Genomic DNA, 15,817 nt, shown 5'->3' with positions numbered 1-15,817 from the left:
TCACGCCCCCCAGCGCAGCGCGGGGGTACGCACCGGGGCGTCCCACAACCGCAGCAGTTCGTCGTCGGCCCGGCACACGGTGAGCGACATGCCCGCCATGTCGAGGCTGGTCACGTAGTTGCCGACGAGGGAGCGGGCGATGCGCGCCCCGGCGGAGCCCAGCAGGCGGGAGATCTCGCCGAACATGAGGTACAACTCCATCAGCGGCGTGCCGCCGAGCCCATTGACCAGGACGATCAGCGGCTCAGGCCCGATTGGCTTCGCGGTCTGCACGGCGTCGACGACCAGCGCGGCGATCTCGCGCGCTGGGCGCATCTTCTGGCGGCTGCGGCCGGGCTCGCCGTGGATGCCGACGCCGACCTCGATCTCGTCGCCGGGCAGGTCGAACCCCGGCTTTGCGGCGGCGGGCGTGGTGCACGCGGTCAGCGCGACAGCGAACGACGCGGAGCGCTCGTTGACCAGGCGGCCGGCGGCCGCGACGGCGCCGAGCGGGGCGCCTTCCTCGGCCAGCGCCCCGGCGATCTTCTCGACCAGCAGCGTGGCGCCCGTGCCGCGGCGTCCGGCGGTCCAGGTCGAGTCCTCGACCGCGACGTCATCGTCGACGAGCACGGTCTCCACCCGCAGGCCGTCGGAGTCGGCGAGCTCCGCGGCGAGGGAGAAGTTCATGACGTCGCCGGTGTAGTTCTTCACGACGTGCACGACCCCGGCGCCGGCGTCGGCGGCCCTGGTGGCGGCCAGGATCTGGTCGGGCACGGGCGAGGTGAACACCTCGCCCGGGCAGGCGGCGTCGAGCATCCCCGGCCCGACGAACCCGGCGTGCAGCGGCTCATGCCCGCAGCCTCCGCCGGAGACCAGGCCGACCTTGCCCGGCCGGGGCGCGCCGGCCCGCGCCACGAACTGTGCCTCGAGGTCCACCCGCAGCTCAGGGTGCGCGGCGGCGATGCCGGCGAGCGCCTCCCGGACGACGTTGGCCGGGTCGTTGATGAACTTCTTCATGCCTGCCATTTTGGCGGTACGGCGGGCACATAGCATTGCCCGACATGGGAGCAACAGGTGGGCAAATGGTGGGAATCGTCCTGGTCTCGCACAGTGAGCGGCTGGCGCACGGGTTGCGGGACATGCTGGTGCAGGTCGCGGGTGAGGAGGTGCCGATCGAGGCGGCGGGCGGGACCGACGACGGCGGGCTGGGCACCAGCTACGGCCGGATTCTCGTCGCCATCGACCGGGCCGACCGCGGCGCCGGGGTCCTCGTGCTGACCGACCTGGGTAGCGCCGTGCTCACCGCGCGTACCGTCCTGGAGGACCGGGTCGCCAACGACGCCGTGCTCGTCGACGCGCCGTTCGTCGAGGGCGCGGTCGCGGCGGCCGTGCTGGCCGGCACCGGTGCCGGCCTCGGCGAGGTCACGCAGGCGGCGGTGGAGGCCCGCGATGTCCGCAAGCTCTGAGCGCTGCGTGGTGCTGCCCGAGGATCTGCACGCCCGGCCCGCCGGCGCGCTGGTGCGGGTGGCGGCGCGCTTCCGCAGCACCGTCGAAGTGATCTTCAACGAGAAGCGGGCGAACGCTCGCAGCGTGCTGGCGATCATGGGGCTGAACGCGACGGCGGGCTCAACGGTGCGCGTCCACGCGCACGGCGACGACGCCGACGAGGCGGCCGCTGCCGTCGTGTCGGCCCTCTCCGCCGTGGCGTAATGGGTGGTGCGGGTCGCGGTCCGTACGCGAGGATGACCGGCGTGATCCTTGGCGTGACGTCCACCCCAGTGCCCACCGATGTCGCGTCCCTGCAGCGGCGCACGCTGAGCCTGCTCGTCGGCACGCAGATCGTGGGCGGGCTCGGGGTGGCCAGCGGCGTCTCCGTCGGCGCGCTGCTCGCCGCGTCGCTGGCCGGCCCGTGGGCCGCGGGGCTCGCCGGCAGCTGCGCGGTCATCGGCGCGGCGCTGATCGCGATCCCGGCGACCCGGCTGATGCGCACCGGCGGTCGCCGGCCCGGACTCGTGTTCGCGTACTCCACCGGCGCCGTCGGCGCGCTGCTCGTCGCCCTCGCCGTGGCCGTCTCCAGCGTGCCGCTGCTGTTCCTCGGCACGCTGCTGTTCGGCGGGGCGAGCGCGGCGAACCTGCAGGCGCGGTATTCGGCCGTCGACCTCGCCGCCCCCGACCGGCGGGCGCGGCAGCTGTCGATCGTGGTGTGGGCCACGACGATCGGGGCGGTGGCCGGGCCCAACCTCGCCCCGCTCTCCGATCGGCTGCTGGCGCGGTGGGGCGTGCCGGAGTACGGCGGGCCGTACCTGTTCAGCGCCGTCGCGTTCGGCCTCGGGGCGGTCGTGCTGCTGGCGGTGCTGCGCCCGGACCCGCTGCTGACGGCGCGCCGCCTCGCCGGTGAGACCGCCGCGCCCGCGCGGGGCGTCTGGCGGCAGGCGGCCCGCACGATCCGTGACAGCGCCGGTGCCCGAACCGGTGTCGTCGCGGTCGCGGTCGGTCACGTGGTGATGGTCGGCGTGATGTCGATGACGCCGGTGCAGATCGGGGCGTACGTGCACGACCACGGCGACCTGTTGCGCACCGTCGGCCTGGTGATCAGCATTCACATCACCGGGATGTACGCCCTGTCGCCGCTGGCCGGCTGGCTCGCGGACCGCTTCGGGCGCCGCCCCGTCATCCTCGGCGGCGCCGCGCTGCTGGTGCTCGCCTGCGCGCTCAGCGGCACCGCAGGCGAGCACACCTGGCGGCTCTCGATCGGCATGGCCCTGCTCGGGCTGGGCTGGAGCGGCACGATGGTCGCCGGTTCGACCCTGCTCTCCGAGTCGGTACCGCTGGAGCGGCGTGCCGCCGTTCAAGGGCTCTCCGACATCGTCATGGGCGTGGCGGGCGCCTCGGCGGGGGCGCTGTCCGGGCTGGTGGTCGACCTGTTCGGGTATCCGGTGCTGACACTGCTCGCCGCGGTCGCGGTGGCGCCGCTCGTCGCCCGCGTCCTCCGTTAGGTTGGCAGGCGTGCGTCTGACGGATTTCTGGCAGCGGCTGGAGCAGGTGTTCGGCTCGGCCTACGCGAAAAGCATGGCCCACGATCAGGTGTTGTCGCAGCTGGGCGGCCGCACGATCGAGGAGGCTCTCGCCGGCGGCTTCGATACCGCGCAGGTGTGGCGCGCTGTGGTCGAGGCATACCCGGAGCGTGTTCCAGCCCGCCTACGCTGATGTTTTCTGGCGTGTCGGCATGTTGATCGTACAGGTGTACGGGTACTCTTCTCCCTGGTCGGGCGTCACGCGGCAGTTTTTGTCATACCCGGCGCTTAACGTGTCAGCGTGAACAAGCGAACGCCGACGAAGACCGCGAACCCAGGGGTGACGGACATGGCAGTGCAACCGGACCGGGAGAAGGCGCTGGGCCTCGCCCTCTCGCAGATCGACAAGCAGTTCGGCAAGGGCTCCGTGATGCGGCTCGGCGAGCGCGTCCAGCAGCCCCAGGCGGTGATCCCGACCGGCTCCATCGCCCTCGACGTGGCGCTGGGCATCGGCGGGCTGCCGCGCGGCCGGGTGATCGAGGTCTTCGGTCCGGAGTCGAGCGGTAAGACCACCGTCGCCCTGCACGCGATCGCCAACGCACAGGCCCAGGGCGGCATCGCGGCGTTCATCGACGCCGAGCACGCGCTCGACCCCGACTACGCCAAGGCGCTGGGCGTCGACACCGACGCGCTGCTGGTCTCCCAGCCCGACACCGGTGAGCAGGCCCTCGAGATCGTCGACATGCTGGTGCGCTCCGGCGCCCTCGACATCATCGTCATCGACTCCGTCGCCGCTCTCGTGCCGCGCGCCGAGATCGAGGGCGAGATGGGCGACAGCCACGTCGGCCTCCAGGCGCGCCTCATGAGCCAGGCGCTGCGCAAGATCACCGGTGCGCTCAACAACTCCGGCACCACCGCGATCTTCATCAACCAGCTGCGCGAGAAGATCGGCGTCATGTTCGGCAGTCCCGAGACCACGACCGGTGGCCGGGCGCTGAAGTTCTACGCCTCGGTCCGCCTCGACGTGCGCCGCATCGAGAGCCTCAAGGACGGCACCGACGTGGTCGGCAACCGCACCCGCGTCAAGGTCGTCAAGAACAAGGTCGCCTCGCCGTTCAAGCAGGCCGAGTTCGACATCATGTATGGCAAGGGCATCTCCCGCGAGGGCTCCCTCATCGACGTGGGCGTCGAGCAGGCGATCATTCGTAAGTCCGGTGCGTGGTATACGTACGACGGCGACCAGCTCGGCCAGGGCAAGGAGAACTCGCGCAAGTTCCTGCGTGACAACCCGGACGTGGCCGCCGAGATCGAGAAGAAGATCAAGGAGAAGCTCGGCGTCGGTGTCGGCCAGGCGGCCGACGCCGCAGGCGGCCCCGAGGCCGCCCCGGTCGACTTCTGACGCACCTCCACCGCTGTGCGGGGGCACCGCCCTCGCGTGGCATTGGTCGCGGTCGTCGCGGTGCGCTGATTACGTCGCTGCGATGTCGCAGTCGTGGTTGCCGCGGCTCGGCGGCATCGCGCTGTGGGTGCGGGGTCGGCGGTCGCCGTGCGGACCGCGGTGTCGCGCCGTGGTTGTTGCGGCTCGTCGGTGCCGGCGTCGCGTTGGTCTTCGTTGCGCTCGTGACCACCCGATGCCGGCCAAGCGGGCCAAGCCGCTTGGCCGGCATCGGGTCTCTTCCGGGGCCGCGGTCGCCGGTCCGCCGGGGAGGTTGCGGGTGATTCCGGCTTCGATGCCGGTGCTGTTGTCGGAGGTGTGCTGATGCCCGGCGGGGATGATGCCGCCGCTGCCGAGTCCTGGGCCGAGCCCGGGTCGGACGAGGAGAACCCGTGGCTCACCGCCGGTGACTCCACGCGGCCCGTGCCGCCTCGGCGCGCCGCGGCCGCGGGGCCGGTGCTGCCCTGGGACGATCCGGGCGGCGAGAACCCCTGGCTCGCGACCTCGCCCGGCTCCGCCAGCCCGGCCACTGGCGCCGCCTCGGCCCCGCGTGGCGACGCGCCCCTGCCGCCGGCCGGTTCCGGCGGCGGCTTCCCGATCGAGGCTGCCCCGACCTCAGCCGACGATCCGCGGGCCTCTTCCGGCCGTTCCGACACCTCGTCGGGCCGTCCCGGAGGGGGTTCACGCCGTCCCGACACCACTTCGGACCATCCGGGAGGGGATTCTGGCCGTCCCGGGGCCTCTTCAGGCGAGCGTCCGGGGACCCCTTCGGACAATCCCTGGCTCTCGACCGGCGATGCCCGGGCCGAGTCGGCGCAGCGGCCGGCATGGGAGCCCGGGCCGGGCAACCCGTGGGCGGACGCCGACGCACCACGGTCGGCCTCGACAGGCTCGCCTTCCCGACGTGCGTCCGGCCGTGCCTCCTCCTCACGGGCCTCGTCACAGGATTTGCCTGAGTCGTTCTCCTCGCGCACTGAGGCTCTGTCCTTTTCGCCGGGTGAAGTCCAGCGCCGTTCCGTGGATGATTCGGACATTTCAGGAATTCCCGATTCTGGCGGCGAGCGTGACGGCGGAGGCGGGGGCCGGGACGGGGATCGGCGGGGCAGGCGCGGGGGCCGCGGCCGGGAGCGTCGCGATTCGCCGCCGGCGGCGGCGGTCAATCCGCGGGAGGCGGCGCGGGAGATCTGTCTGCGGCAGCTGGCGGTGCGGCCGCGCACGCGCGCCGAGCTCGCCACCGCCATGCGCAAGCGCGGGGTGGAGGACGAGATCGCGGCCGAGATCCTCGAGCGGTACGACGACGTCGGCATCATCGACGACGCCGCGTTCGCTCGGGCCTGGGTCGCCAGCCGCCACCACGGACGCGGGCTGGCCCGCCGCGCGCTGGCCGGCGAGCTACGGCGCAAGGGTGTCTCCGCGGACGAGGTGAGCGAGGCGCTCGAGGAGCTGGCCCCAGAGGTGGAGGAGCAGACCGCGCGGGCGCTCGTGGCCCGCCGCCTGCGCACCGAGACCCGCGGCGGGCCGGAGGCCGTGTTCCGGCGCCTGGTCGGGATGCTCGGGCGCAAGGGCTACCCGGTCGGCCTCGCCATCCGCGTGGTCAAGGAGGTCATGGCCGATCGGGAGGAGTCCGCCGAGTTCGCCGACGGCATCGACCCAGACGCACTGGCCGACGCCGCACTCGATCCCGACGCACAGTAACCACCGGCCCGCCGCTTCCGCACCGCACCGCACCGCACCGCACCGCGCCGCCCGAGCCGCGCACCGCACCCGCTTCTGCGTTGCCCGCCTTGCGCCGCTCCGCGCTGCCAGCCCGCCGCCGGTCCGCGGCTCCGCGCCGCCTGCCTTTTCGCCGCCATGTCCGCGGCAGCCATCTCTTGCAGCCTTCACGGCGCTGTGTCGAGATCCGTCGTATCGTCCATCGCCGTATCGCGGTCCGCAGCGTCCGATCGATTGGTGTCACATTCGCGCCACTGTGCTGTTCCGGTCCGGGGTGGTGCGTGGTGGCCGGGTCCGTCGGGGGTTGCCACCCGCTATCCAGCGCGGCGCCACCAGGCCAGGTGTGCGCTGCCACCTCGAATGAGGGCCGGCCGCCTCTCCGAATGCGGCACGGCTTGCGTGATGGATGTCGATGGTGGTGTTGGTGGCGGCCACGTTCTGTGGTGGAATGATTGCAGGCTAGGTCGAGGCGAATGTGCGCTGCGTCGAACTAGTCGTCACGGGGGGTGGATCTCGGCGACCGACTTGCCGGAAACATCCGGCCAAATGTTGCCGCTGGGGCGTTTCGGCTGGCAACGGTACTTGGCGGACTTACGTCCCGTATGGTGCCCGATCATGAGTCCTTGACCGAAGCGCCCTCAAGACCTAGCCTCGGCGTTACCAGATGGAGACCGCCCAACCACTGCGGGTTTACCGCACAACATAGATCGCATCACAGATCAGCAACACTTACCACGTTCGTAGCGGATATGAAGCGCCACGCCTTGCGGGAGACGTTGGCGCTAGCAGTGACCCGGCAGCGGGGCCTTCTAAGCCTCGATATCGATATATCTTGATGCGTAGTGGTTGGGCGTCTCCTCCACATCACCCGCCGTCGCAGATGCGCGGCGCCGAGCGGAGCGAGGTGACGTCGTGACGGAGTGCGCTCGTGTCATCCTCTGCGACCCCGAAAGCAACGGTGGCTTGACGGCCACCGCGGCGACCACGGGACGAGTCCGCGACGGCGAACGGTCCGGCACGGCGCCGGATGCCGACGGCGACGAGGGAAGCCGAAGCCTGGGCCCGCACCTCCGGGCGGTCGCCACCGTGAGTGGCCGGGGCCGGACCGAACCGTGCCTCCGGGCGGTCGCCGCGGTGAGTGGGCGGGACCGGACGGAACCGGCCCGTCGCGCGGTGCCCGGCGAGAGCGGCGACCGGATCGTGGCGTGCGGCGGCCGAGGCGCAACCGCGCCCTTCCGGCTCGAGCGACGAACCCGGGCCGTCGACGCAAGTAGGGTTGCAACCGGGGGCGGGACCGCCCGTGCGGACAGGGCGGTAGTTGTGAACAGAGCGTGTGGAAACCGGGCGGGCGTGTACCGTGCGGCAGCCGGTGAGGTGGCGGCGTGACTGGGTTTCAGATCGCGCTGACGGTGGCGATGACCGTGCTCGGCGTCGTCGTGGTCGTGGCGCTCGTGGTCGCGCTGAAGGTCATCCGGCGGCTCGGGATGAGCGCGCCGGCCGCGGCGCCGGCGGTGGACGATCCCGTCTTCCTCGCCGAGAAGGACCGGCAGGAGCACTCGCTGGCGTCGCTGCGAACCGCCGCCGAGGACGCCACGGCGGCTGTCGACGAGGCGCGTGCTGCCGCGGCGGCGGCGCGGACCGAGGCGGCGGCGGCGAAGGCGGAGGCAAGCGCGGCCAGGTCGGAGGCGCGGCGGATCATCGACGGGGCCCGGGCCGACGCCGACTCGCTGATCGAGCGCGCGCACCGGCAGGCCGAGATCGACGCCGAGAAGGCGCGGGCGGCGGCGCGGCGGGCGGGGGAGCGCGAGGTCAACCAGCTCACCACGGTGGCCAAAGAGCAGTCGCAGGACGCCGAACGCCGGCAGCGCCGGCTCGACGAGCGGGAGCGGCTGCTGGCCGAGGAGGCCGAGCGGCTGGCGGAGCGGGACCGGCGCATCAGCGGTACCGAATCGGATCTTTCGGAACGCGAAGCGTCCTTTGCCCGGCGTGAGGCCGATCTCGCCGAGGGTGAGGATCGGCACCGCGAGGAGCTGGAGCGCATCGCGGGGCTGACGGCCGAAGCGGCCCGGACCGAGGTCGTCGAGACGATCGAGGCACAGGCCAAGCGCGAGGCGGCGCTCCTCGTGCGTGATATCGAGAACGACGCGCGCAACACCGCCGAGCAGCGGGCCCGGCACATCGTCGTCGACGCCATCCAGCGGGTCGCCAGCGAGCAGACGGCGGAGAGCGTGGTCAGCGTCCTGCACCTGCCCAGCGACGAGATGAAGGGCCGGATCATCGGGCGCGAGGGACGCAACATCCGCGCGTTCGAGTCGACGACCGGGGTCAACCTGATCATTGACGACACGCCCGAGGCGGTGCTGCTGTCCTGCTTCGATCCGGTCCGCCGGGAGATCGGCCGCCTCACCCTCGAGAAGCTGGTGCTCGACGGGCGGATCCATCCGCACCGCATCGAGGAGGTCTTCGAGCAGGCGAAGCACGAGGTCGAGCGGCTGTGCCACCGGGCCGCCGAGGACGCGCTGGTCGAGGTCGGGATCACTGACCTGCACCCCGAGCTGATGACGCTGCTCGGGCGGCTGCGGTATCGAACCTCGTACGGCCAGAACGTCCTCAAGCACCTCGTCGAGACCGCTCACATCGCCGGCATCATGGCCTCCGAGCTGCGGCTGGACCCGGCCCTGATCAAGCGGTGCGCCTTCCTGCACGACATCGGCAAGGCGCTTACCCACGAGGTCGAGGGCAGCCATGCGCTGATCGGGGCCGATGTCGCGCGCAAGTATGGCGAGCACGACGAAGTCGTCCACGCGATCGAGGCGCACCACAACGAGGTCCTGCCGCAGACCATCGAGGCCGTCCTGACGCAGGCGTCCGACGCGTGCTCCGGCGGCCGCCCGGGCGCGCGGCGGGAGAGCCTGGAGGCATACGTCAACCGCCTCGAGCGCATCGAGGAGATCGCCGGCGGCAAGTCCGGCGTGGAGAAGGTCTTCGCGATGCAGGCCGGGCGCGAGATCCGGGTCATGGTCCGGCCCGATGACGTCGACGACATCGGGGCGGCGGTGCTGGCCCGCGACGTGGCGAAGCAGATCGAGGAGGAGCTGACCTACCCGGGGCAGATCCGCGTCACGGTCGTGCGGGAGTCGCGGGTCACCGAGATCGCCCGCTGACCGGCGCACCCGCCCTGAGCGCCGGGGTTGAGGGCCGGATCAGGGTTGGATCACGGAGTCCTTCACCATGTACTTGCCCTGCACCTTGTACGCCCAGATCAGCGGATCCGGCGCCGACAGGTTGCCGCTGCCGTCGAACTTGATCTGGCGGCCCGTGGCCACGCCCTTGGCGTTGTACGTCGACATGAAGCCGACCATCTCGTCGCGGGTGCCCTTGCCCGCCAGGAAGCCGGCCAGAAAGACGCTGGCCGCGTCGTACGCCTCCGGGCCGTAGTAGCTGGCCGGGGTGCCGAACACGCCCTGGTACTTCGACGCGAAGTCGCCGCCCGCCTCCTTCGACGGCACGCACGGGCAGGTGACGATGACGCCCTCGGCCTTGCCCTCGGTCTTGCTGACGAAGCCCTGCGTGAACAGATTGTCCGAGCCTACGACCGGCAGGTCGGGCTTCGCCGTCCGCAGCGCCTTCACGAAGGCGATGCCGTCGTCGGACTGGCCCGCGAAGTAGACGGCGTCCGCGTTGGAGTCCGCGATCTGCTTGACCGCGGAGGTGAAGTCGGTGTCGGTCTCGCGGATCTGCACCGTCTGGCCGGTGGCGCTGCCCAGCTCGTTCGACACCTGCTGACGCCCGACCCTGCCGAAGTCCGAGTCGTCGTACACGATCGCGGTCTTCTTCGCCTTGAGCGTGTTCTTCAGGTATCGCGCGCCCGCTCGGGCCTGGTCCTCGTCGGAGCCGATGATCCGGTGGAACGTGGCCCAGCCCTGCTCGGCGAGCTTCACGCCCGGCGCGAACGGCGCGATCATCGGCAGGTTCGCCCTGTTGAGGATCGGGCCGGCGGCGAGGATCTCGTTGTCGTACACCGGGCCGACCACGCCGATGACCTCCGGGTCGTCGACCGCGTTCTGCGCCTTCTTCTTGCTGCCTTCGTCGGTGCCCGTCGTGTCGAACTCCTTGAAGTCGACGTGGCAGTTCGAGTGCGTGGCGTTGAAGTCGTCGATGGCCATCTTGACGCTGTTGCGCATCATCACGCCGTCGTCGGCGTTGTCGCCGCTGGACATGCCGAGGTATCCGATCTTGTGCCCGCACGCGGGGGACACGGCCGGCATCGCCTGGTTCGACGGGTTGCCGCCGCCCCCGCCCTCTCCGTCGTGGCCCCTGGTGGCGACCCAGACGATTCCGCCGATGACGAGCAGGAGCGCGAGGCCGCCGACACCGGCGGCCGCGATGAGCCCGCTGTTGCGCTTTCGCGGCGGTTGCACCCCGGGCGGCCCGTACCCGCCGGAGACGGGCTGTCCCGACATCGGCTGCACGGACATGGGCTGGGCAGACATGGGCTGGGCAGACATGGGTTGGGCGGAGACGGGCTGGGTGGAGGCGGGCGCCTGCCACGCCGGGGCGGGGCTGGCCGGCGGCCCGGTCACGGGCTGCGGCGGTGCGACCGGCGGCCGCGGCTGGGCGTAGGCGGCGGGCTGAGCGGGCACGGCTGGCACGGCGGGCTGCGCCGGCGGGCGCTGCTGCGGGAAGCCGGCCGGGAGCTGCGGGGGTGGCGGCGAGGTGGGCTGCGGCGGCGCGATCGGCGGCGACGTGGGCTGCGGTGGCACCACCTGCATCGAGCTCGTCTGCAGCAGCGGTGGCAGGTGCGGCGTGTTCGACGGCATCGAGAACGCCGGCGACACCGGCTGCCCGGAGACGGGGGAGCCCGACACCGGCGCCGCGGCAACGTCTCCGCTGGGCTCCAGGCCGGGGACGCCCGAGATCGGCGGCCCGGAGATTGACCCGGAGTTTGGCCCGGAGAGCGGCGAGGAGGCGCCGGCGGCGGCGCCCGACACCGGGGCACGACCGGTCGGCGGGGCCAGGTGCAGCGCGCCCTCGGCGACGACCAACTCCGGCTGCTCGATCGCGGTCGGCGCGAGCCCCATCGCGCGGTGCAGCAGCGTGGCGGCCAGCGGGATCCGGCTGGAGCCGCCGACCAGGAACACCGCCGACACCGGGCGGTCGCCGAGCGCCGCGGCTGTCACCGCGATCTGCGTCGCCGTGACCGTGCGGTCCAGGATCGGCCGGGCCAGCTGCTCCAGCTGCTCGCGGCCGATCGGCACGCTCTCGTCGAACAGGGGCACGTGGACATATGTGGTGGCGGCCCGGCTGAGCATCTCCTTGGCCAGCCGCGCGTCCTCCCACAGCTGCCAGGCGGCCCGCCGGTCGGCCTCGCTCTCCGGGTTGGTCAGCCTGTGCCACCGGTCGCCCTCGCGGCCGGCGAAGTTGCGCCCGAGGTATGCCACCACGGTCGCGTCCACGTCGAGCCCGCCGGCGTCGGGCAGGCCCTCGCTGGCCAGCACGTCGAAGCCGCCGCCCGCGTTGCGGCGCACGACGCTCGCGTCGAACGTGCCGGCGCCGAAGTCGTAGACGACCGCGATGCCGCCGACCGGCACGTGGGTGCCGACCGTGCCGACGAAGTACGAGGCGGCGGCGACCGGCTCGGAGGACAGCAGCGGCTCGGGCAGCCCGGCCGCGATGGCGGCCTGGGAGAGGGTCTGGCGCCGCTGCGGCGGCCAGGTCGCCGGGTGGGTCATCATCACCTGCGACGGCTTCGCGCCGGCGACCCGCTCGGCCTCGGCCGCGACCCGGCGCAGCACGGTCGCGACGAGCTCGCCGACGGGCACGTCCCGCTCGCCGAGCCAGACGGTGCCCTCCTCGATGCGACGCTTCGGGTAGGGCTCGAACCGGTGCGGCTGCAGCCGCGCGGAGTGCACGGCGTCGCGACCGGTCAGGATCGTGCCGTCGGCGTTGACGTACACCGCCGAGGGCAGCAGCGGCGAGCCGTCGAAGAGCAGGGGCTTGGTGCGCCCGTCCGGCCAGCGCAGCACCGCGACCGTGTTCGAGGTGCCGAAGTCGATGCCCAACCTGAATCCGGTGTCCACCACCCGCGCAGCGTACGCAGTGGGAGCAACCTTGCCAATGTCCACTCTAGAGCGCCGGCCCGGTGGCCCCCTGGTCCGTCGTCAGCGGCACCCGGCCCGCGGTCAGCCTGCGGCGAGGGCCGCCGATCAGACGCTTCTGCAGCCAGAACGCGAACCAGGACAGCAGACCACAGGTGGCGATGTAGATCGCGGCGACCACCAGGTAGCTCGGCACGTACGGCAGGCCGAAGGGCAGGCGCCCGCCGATCTGCTTGCCGGCGTACAGCAGCTCCGGCAGCGCGATGATGAAGCCAAGCGCGGTGTCCTTGAGCAGCACGACGAGCTGGCTGACGATGACGGGCAGCATGGCGCGCACCGCCTGCGGCAGCAGGATCGACACCATTACCTGGGTCTTGCCCATGCCCAGCGCGTAGGCCGCCTCCGACTGCCCCCGCGCGACCGCGAGCACGCCGGACCGGAAGATCTCGGCGAGCACGGCGCCGTTGTAGACCATGAGGCCGATCACCAGCGGCCAGAACGGCCCGACCTTGTAGCCGAGCTGGATCGGGCCGTAGTAGGCGAAGAAGATGAGCACGAGCAGCGGGATCGCCCGGAACAGCTCGACGAACGAGGTGGCCGGCGCCCGCAGCCAGGCGTGCTCGCTCAGCCGCCCGGCGGCCAGCAGCGCGCCGAGCAGCAGCGCCAGCACGGCCGCAGTGCCCGCGACGCGCAGCGTGGTCAGGTAGCCGTCCAGTAGCTGGTACCGGATCGCCGTGTACTCGAACTGCTGCCACTTGAGCGGCTCGAACTGGCCGGTGTCGTAGAAGCGCCAGACGATGTACGCCAGCAGCGCCCCGATCCCGAGGGCGCTCACCACGCCGAGGATCCGGTTGTGCAGCCGCGCCTTCGGGCCGGGCAGGTCGTAGAGCACGTTGGTCATCGCGCGACCCTCCAGCGCCGCTCGAGCATCCGCTGCAGGACGATCAGCGGTACCACCAGGATCAGGAAGCCGACCGTGATCCACAGCAGGACGTAGATCTGGTTCTCGCCGCGCTCGGACAGGTACGCCTGGATCGCGCCCGCCTCGGCGACCGAGAAGCCGGCCGCGATCGTCGTGTTCTTCAGCATGGCGTTGAGCACGCTGATCATCGGCGGCACCACCGTGCGGAACGCCTGCGGCAGCACGACCGAGCCCAGCACCTGGGCGAACGTCATACCCAGCGCGCGGGCGGCCTCGGCCTGCCCGACCGGCACGGTGTTGATGCCCGAGCGCAGCGCCTCGCAGACGAACGCGCTGGTGTAGGCGATGAGGGCGACGCACGCGCTGGGGAAGTAGTCGATGTTGACCTCCAGCTTCGGCACGGCGAACACCAGCAGCGCGAAGACCAGCGTCAGCGGGCAGTTGCGCAGCAGCAGCACGTAGGAGGTGCCGAAGGCGCGCAGCGCCGGCACCGGGGACACGCGCATCGCGGCCAGCAGGGTGCCGAAGACCAGCGACCCCGCGGCGGCGATCAGGAACAGCTCGATCGTGGCCAGGAAGTGCGACCCGATGACGTCCCAGTTGTCCGTCAGGACGTGAAAGAACTCGTTCACTCGCCCCTCCGCGCTTCGCGCGGGACGCCGCCCCGGTAGGAGCGGCGTCCCGATGGCACGATCAGTACTTCTCGAGCGGCGGCGCGGTGGCCGAGGAGCCCGACTTGCCCAGCGTGCCGTCGTAGATCTTCTGCCAGATGCCGTCCTTCTCGGCGGTCTCCAGCGCGCCGTTGACGAAGTCGCGCAGCGCCTTGTCGTCGTGCGGGAGGCCGATGCCGTACTTCTCCGGGTACGGCTGGCTGGTCGCCGGGTTGATGAACGGCTTGCCCACGACCTTGAGCTTGCTCTGGTTCTGAGCGGCGTAGCCCTTGAGGATCGCGTCGTCGGTGGTGACCGCGTCGACCTTCTTGTCGATCAACTGCGACACGCACTCGGAGTACGTCTTGAACTCCACGACGTTGCCGTCCTCGGTGAGCTTCAGGTCGCGCACCCGCTGGATCGGCGTCGAGCCGCTCACGGAGCACACCTTCTTGCCCTTGAGGGAGTCCGCGCCGGTGATGGACGTGTCGTCCTTGCGCACCAGCAGGTCCTGGGCCGCGATGAAGTACGGGCCGGCGAAGGAGACGTCGGCCTTGCGCTTCTCGGTGATCGAATACGTGCCGACGTAGTAGTCGACCTCGCCGCCCTTGATCGCCGACTCGCGGTTGGCGGACTGGATCTCCTTGTACTCGATCTTGGCCGGGTCGATGCCCAGCTTCGACGCGATCAGCTGGGCGATCTCGATGTCGAAGCCGCAGCGCTTGCCGGAGGCGTCCTTGTAGCCGAGGTTCGGCTGGTCGAACTTGACGCCGACGACGACCTTGCCGGCCGCCTTGATCTTGGCGAACGCCGGGCTGCCGGCGATGTCGGCGCCGCTGGCCGGCGTGAACGACGTGCCCGAGGAGGTGCACGCGTCGCTCGCCGCGGCGGGCGCGCCGGACTGGCCGGTTGGCGTCTCCGGCGTGGGGGTGCCCTCCTTGCCGCAAGCGGCGAGGCCGAGCGAAAGCGTGGCGACCGCTGCGACGGCCGCGATCCGCGTGATTCGCATGTTCTGCCTGCTCCTTCCATGACCTCATGACCGCCCGGGCGAGCCGGCCGGCCGCGGGCGCACCGGGGCCGGTACGCCTGATCTCGTGTGCCGAGTAATGCCTGAACGTCAGTGGGTGAGGATCTTCGACAGGAAGTCCTTGGCGCGCTCGGTGCGCGGGTTGGCGAAGAACTCCGCCGGCGCGGCCTCCTCGACCAGTTGCCCGTCGGCCATGAACACGACCCGGTTGGCCGCGTGCCGGGCGAAGCCCATCTCGTGGGTGACCACGACCATGGTCATGCCCTCGCTCGCCAGGGTGGTCATCACGTCGAGCACCTCGCCGACCATCTCCGGGTCCAGGGCGCTCGTCGGCTCGTCGAACAGCATCGCCTTGGGCTGCATCGCCAGGGCGCGCGCGATCGCCGCGCGCTGCTGCTGACCGCCGGACAACTGAGCCGGGTACTTCTGCGCCTGCTTGCCGATCCCGACCCGCTCGAGCAGGCTCATCGCCCGCTCCCGGACCACGGCCGGCTTCTCCTTGCGGACCTTGACCGGGCCGAGCATCACGTTCTCCAGCACGGTCTTGTGCGCGAACAGGTTGAACGACTGGAACACCATGCCGACCTCGCTGCGCAGCCTGGCCAGCGGCCGGCCCTCCTCGGGCAGCCGGGTGCCGTCGAAGACGATCTCGCCCTGATTGATCGGCTCCAGCCGGTTGATCGCCCGGCACAGCGTCGACTTGCCCGAGCCGGACGGTCCGATCACGACCACGACCTCGCCCCGCCCGATGGACAGGTTGATGTCCTTCAACACGTGCAGGTCGCCGAACCACTTGTTCACACCACTGAGCACGATCAAAGGCTGATCAGTCATCATCCGCCCCACTGCGTAGCGATGGCCGTCTTTCTCTGTGGTGCGAACGACGTTAGCGGGGCAAAGGGCGTTGATCCGCGACACACTGGTCACGGGGTGATAACGACGGACGATTTGCCTGGCGTCTGCCCGACCGGCCGGTTTG

Annotated in this window: 12 protein-coding genes and 1 pseudogene; 7 read left to right on the top strand and 6 right to left on the bottom strand. The window is 71.3% G+C overall.

Features of this window, described 5'->3' with window-relative positions:
* Positions 1-996 carry a dihydroxyacetone kinase subunit DhaK gene (dhaK, locus tag AB0367_RS11410; RefSeq protein WP_366226141.1) on the bottom strand — a complete coding sequence of 332 codons (996 nt, stop codon included), beginning with the start codon at positions 994-996 and terminating at the stop codon, positions 1-3.
* 65 nt (positions 997-1,061) lie between these two features.
* Between dhaK and dhaM the strand changes: the two genes are divergently transcribed.
* The 7 genes and pseudogenes from dhaM to rny all read left to right on the top strand — a co-directional run bounded on the left by dhaM (position 1,062) and on the right by rny (position 9,305).
* Positions 1,062-1,445, top strand: coding sequence for a dihydroxyacetone kinase phosphoryl donor subunit DhaM (gene dhaM / locus AB0367_RS11405; protein ID WP_366226140.1), 384 nt, complete (start codon positions 1,062-1,064; stop codon positions 1,443-1,445).
* Positions 1,429-1,689 (top strand): HPr family phosphocarrier protein, encoded by a 261-nt coding sequence (locus AB0367_RS11400; RefSeq protein ID WP_366226139.1) that lies wholly within the window; start codon positions 1,429-1,431, stop codon positions 1,687-1,689. Before dhaM ends, AB0367_RS11400 begins: the two co-directional genes overlap by 17 nt.
* A 32-nt stretch (positions 1,690-1,721) precedes the next feature.
* Entirely contained in the window at positions 1,722-2,975 is a 1,254-nt protein-coding gene (locus AB0367_RS11395; RefSeq protein ID WP_366226138.1) for an MFS transporter, read from the top strand.
* A gap of 10 nt (positions 2,976-2,985) precedes the next feature.
* Entirely contained in the window at positions 2,986-3,186 is a 201-nt protein-coding gene (locus AB0367_RS11390; protein ID WP_366226137.1) for a DUF3046 domain-containing protein, read from the top strand.
* A 156-nt stretch (positions 3,187-3,342) separates the two neighbouring features.
* Complete coding sequence (gene recA, locus AB0367_RS11385) at positions 3,343-4,392, top strand: recombinase RecA (RefSeq protein ID WP_366226136.1); 1,050 nt, start codon at positions 3,343-3,345, stop codon at positions 4,390-4,392.
* Between the two features lie 1,185 nt (positions 4,393-5,577).
* Positions 5,578-6,123, top strand: a pseudogene (locus AB0367_RS11380) (regulatory protein RecX); the annotation flags it as partial.
* A 1,400-nt stretch (positions 6,124-7,523) separates the two neighbouring features.
* Positions 7,524-9,305: a ribonuclease Y gene (gene rny, locus AB0367_RS11375; RefSeq protein WP_366226135.1), complete on the top strand. Its 1,782-nt coding sequence runs from the start codon at positions 7,524-7,526 to the stop codon at positions 9,303-9,305.
* A gap of 39 nt (positions 9,306-9,344) precedes the next feature.
* On the opposite strand, the gene AB0367_RS11370 is transcribed toward rny, so the two are convergent.
* The 5 genes from AB0367_RS11370 to AB0367_RS11350 form a co-directional block, all read right to left on the bottom strand.
* Positions 9,345-12,224, bottom strand: coding sequence for an ABC transporter substrate-binding protein (locus AB0367_RS11370; RefSeq protein ID WP_366226134.1), 2,880 nt, complete (start codon positions 12,222-12,224; stop codon positions 9,345-9,347).
* Positions 12,225-12,267: 43 nt separating this feature from the next.
* Positions 12,268-13,140, bottom strand: coding sequence for an amino acid ABC transporter permease (locus AB0367_RS11365; protein ID WP_366226133.1), 873 nt, complete (start codon positions 13,138-13,140; stop codon positions 12,268-12,270).
* Entirely contained in the window at positions 13,137-13,793 is a 657-nt protein-coding gene (locus AB0367_RS11360; protein WP_366226132.1) for an amino acid ABC transporter permease, read from the bottom strand. Before AB0367_RS11360 ends, AB0367_RS11365 begins: the two co-directional genes overlap by 4 nt.
* 61 nt (positions 13,794-13,854) lie before the next feature.
* Positions 13,855-14,820, bottom strand: coding sequence for a glutamate ABC transporter substrate-binding protein (locus AB0367_RS11355; protein ID WP_366226131.1), 966 nt, complete (start codon positions 14,818-14,820; stop codon positions 13,855-13,857).
* Between the two features lie 108 nt (positions 14,821-14,928).
* Positions 14,929-15,675: an amino acid ABC transporter ATP-binding protein gene (locus AB0367_RS11350; RefSeq protein WP_366226129.1), complete on the bottom strand. Its 747-nt coding sequence runs from the start codon at positions 15,673-15,675 to the stop codon at positions 14,929-14,931.
* Positions 15,676-15,817 lie beyond the last annotated feature (142 nt).

It is taken from the genome of Dactylosporangium sp. NPDC051484 (genome assembly GCF_040689395.1).
Classification (GTDB): domain Bacteria; phylum Actinomycetota; class Actinomycetes; order Mycobacteriales; family Micromonosporaceae; genus Dactylosporangium.
The sequence above is the reverse complement of the archived record's forward strand: the minus strand, read 5'-3'. Positions and strand labels throughout refer to the sequence as shown.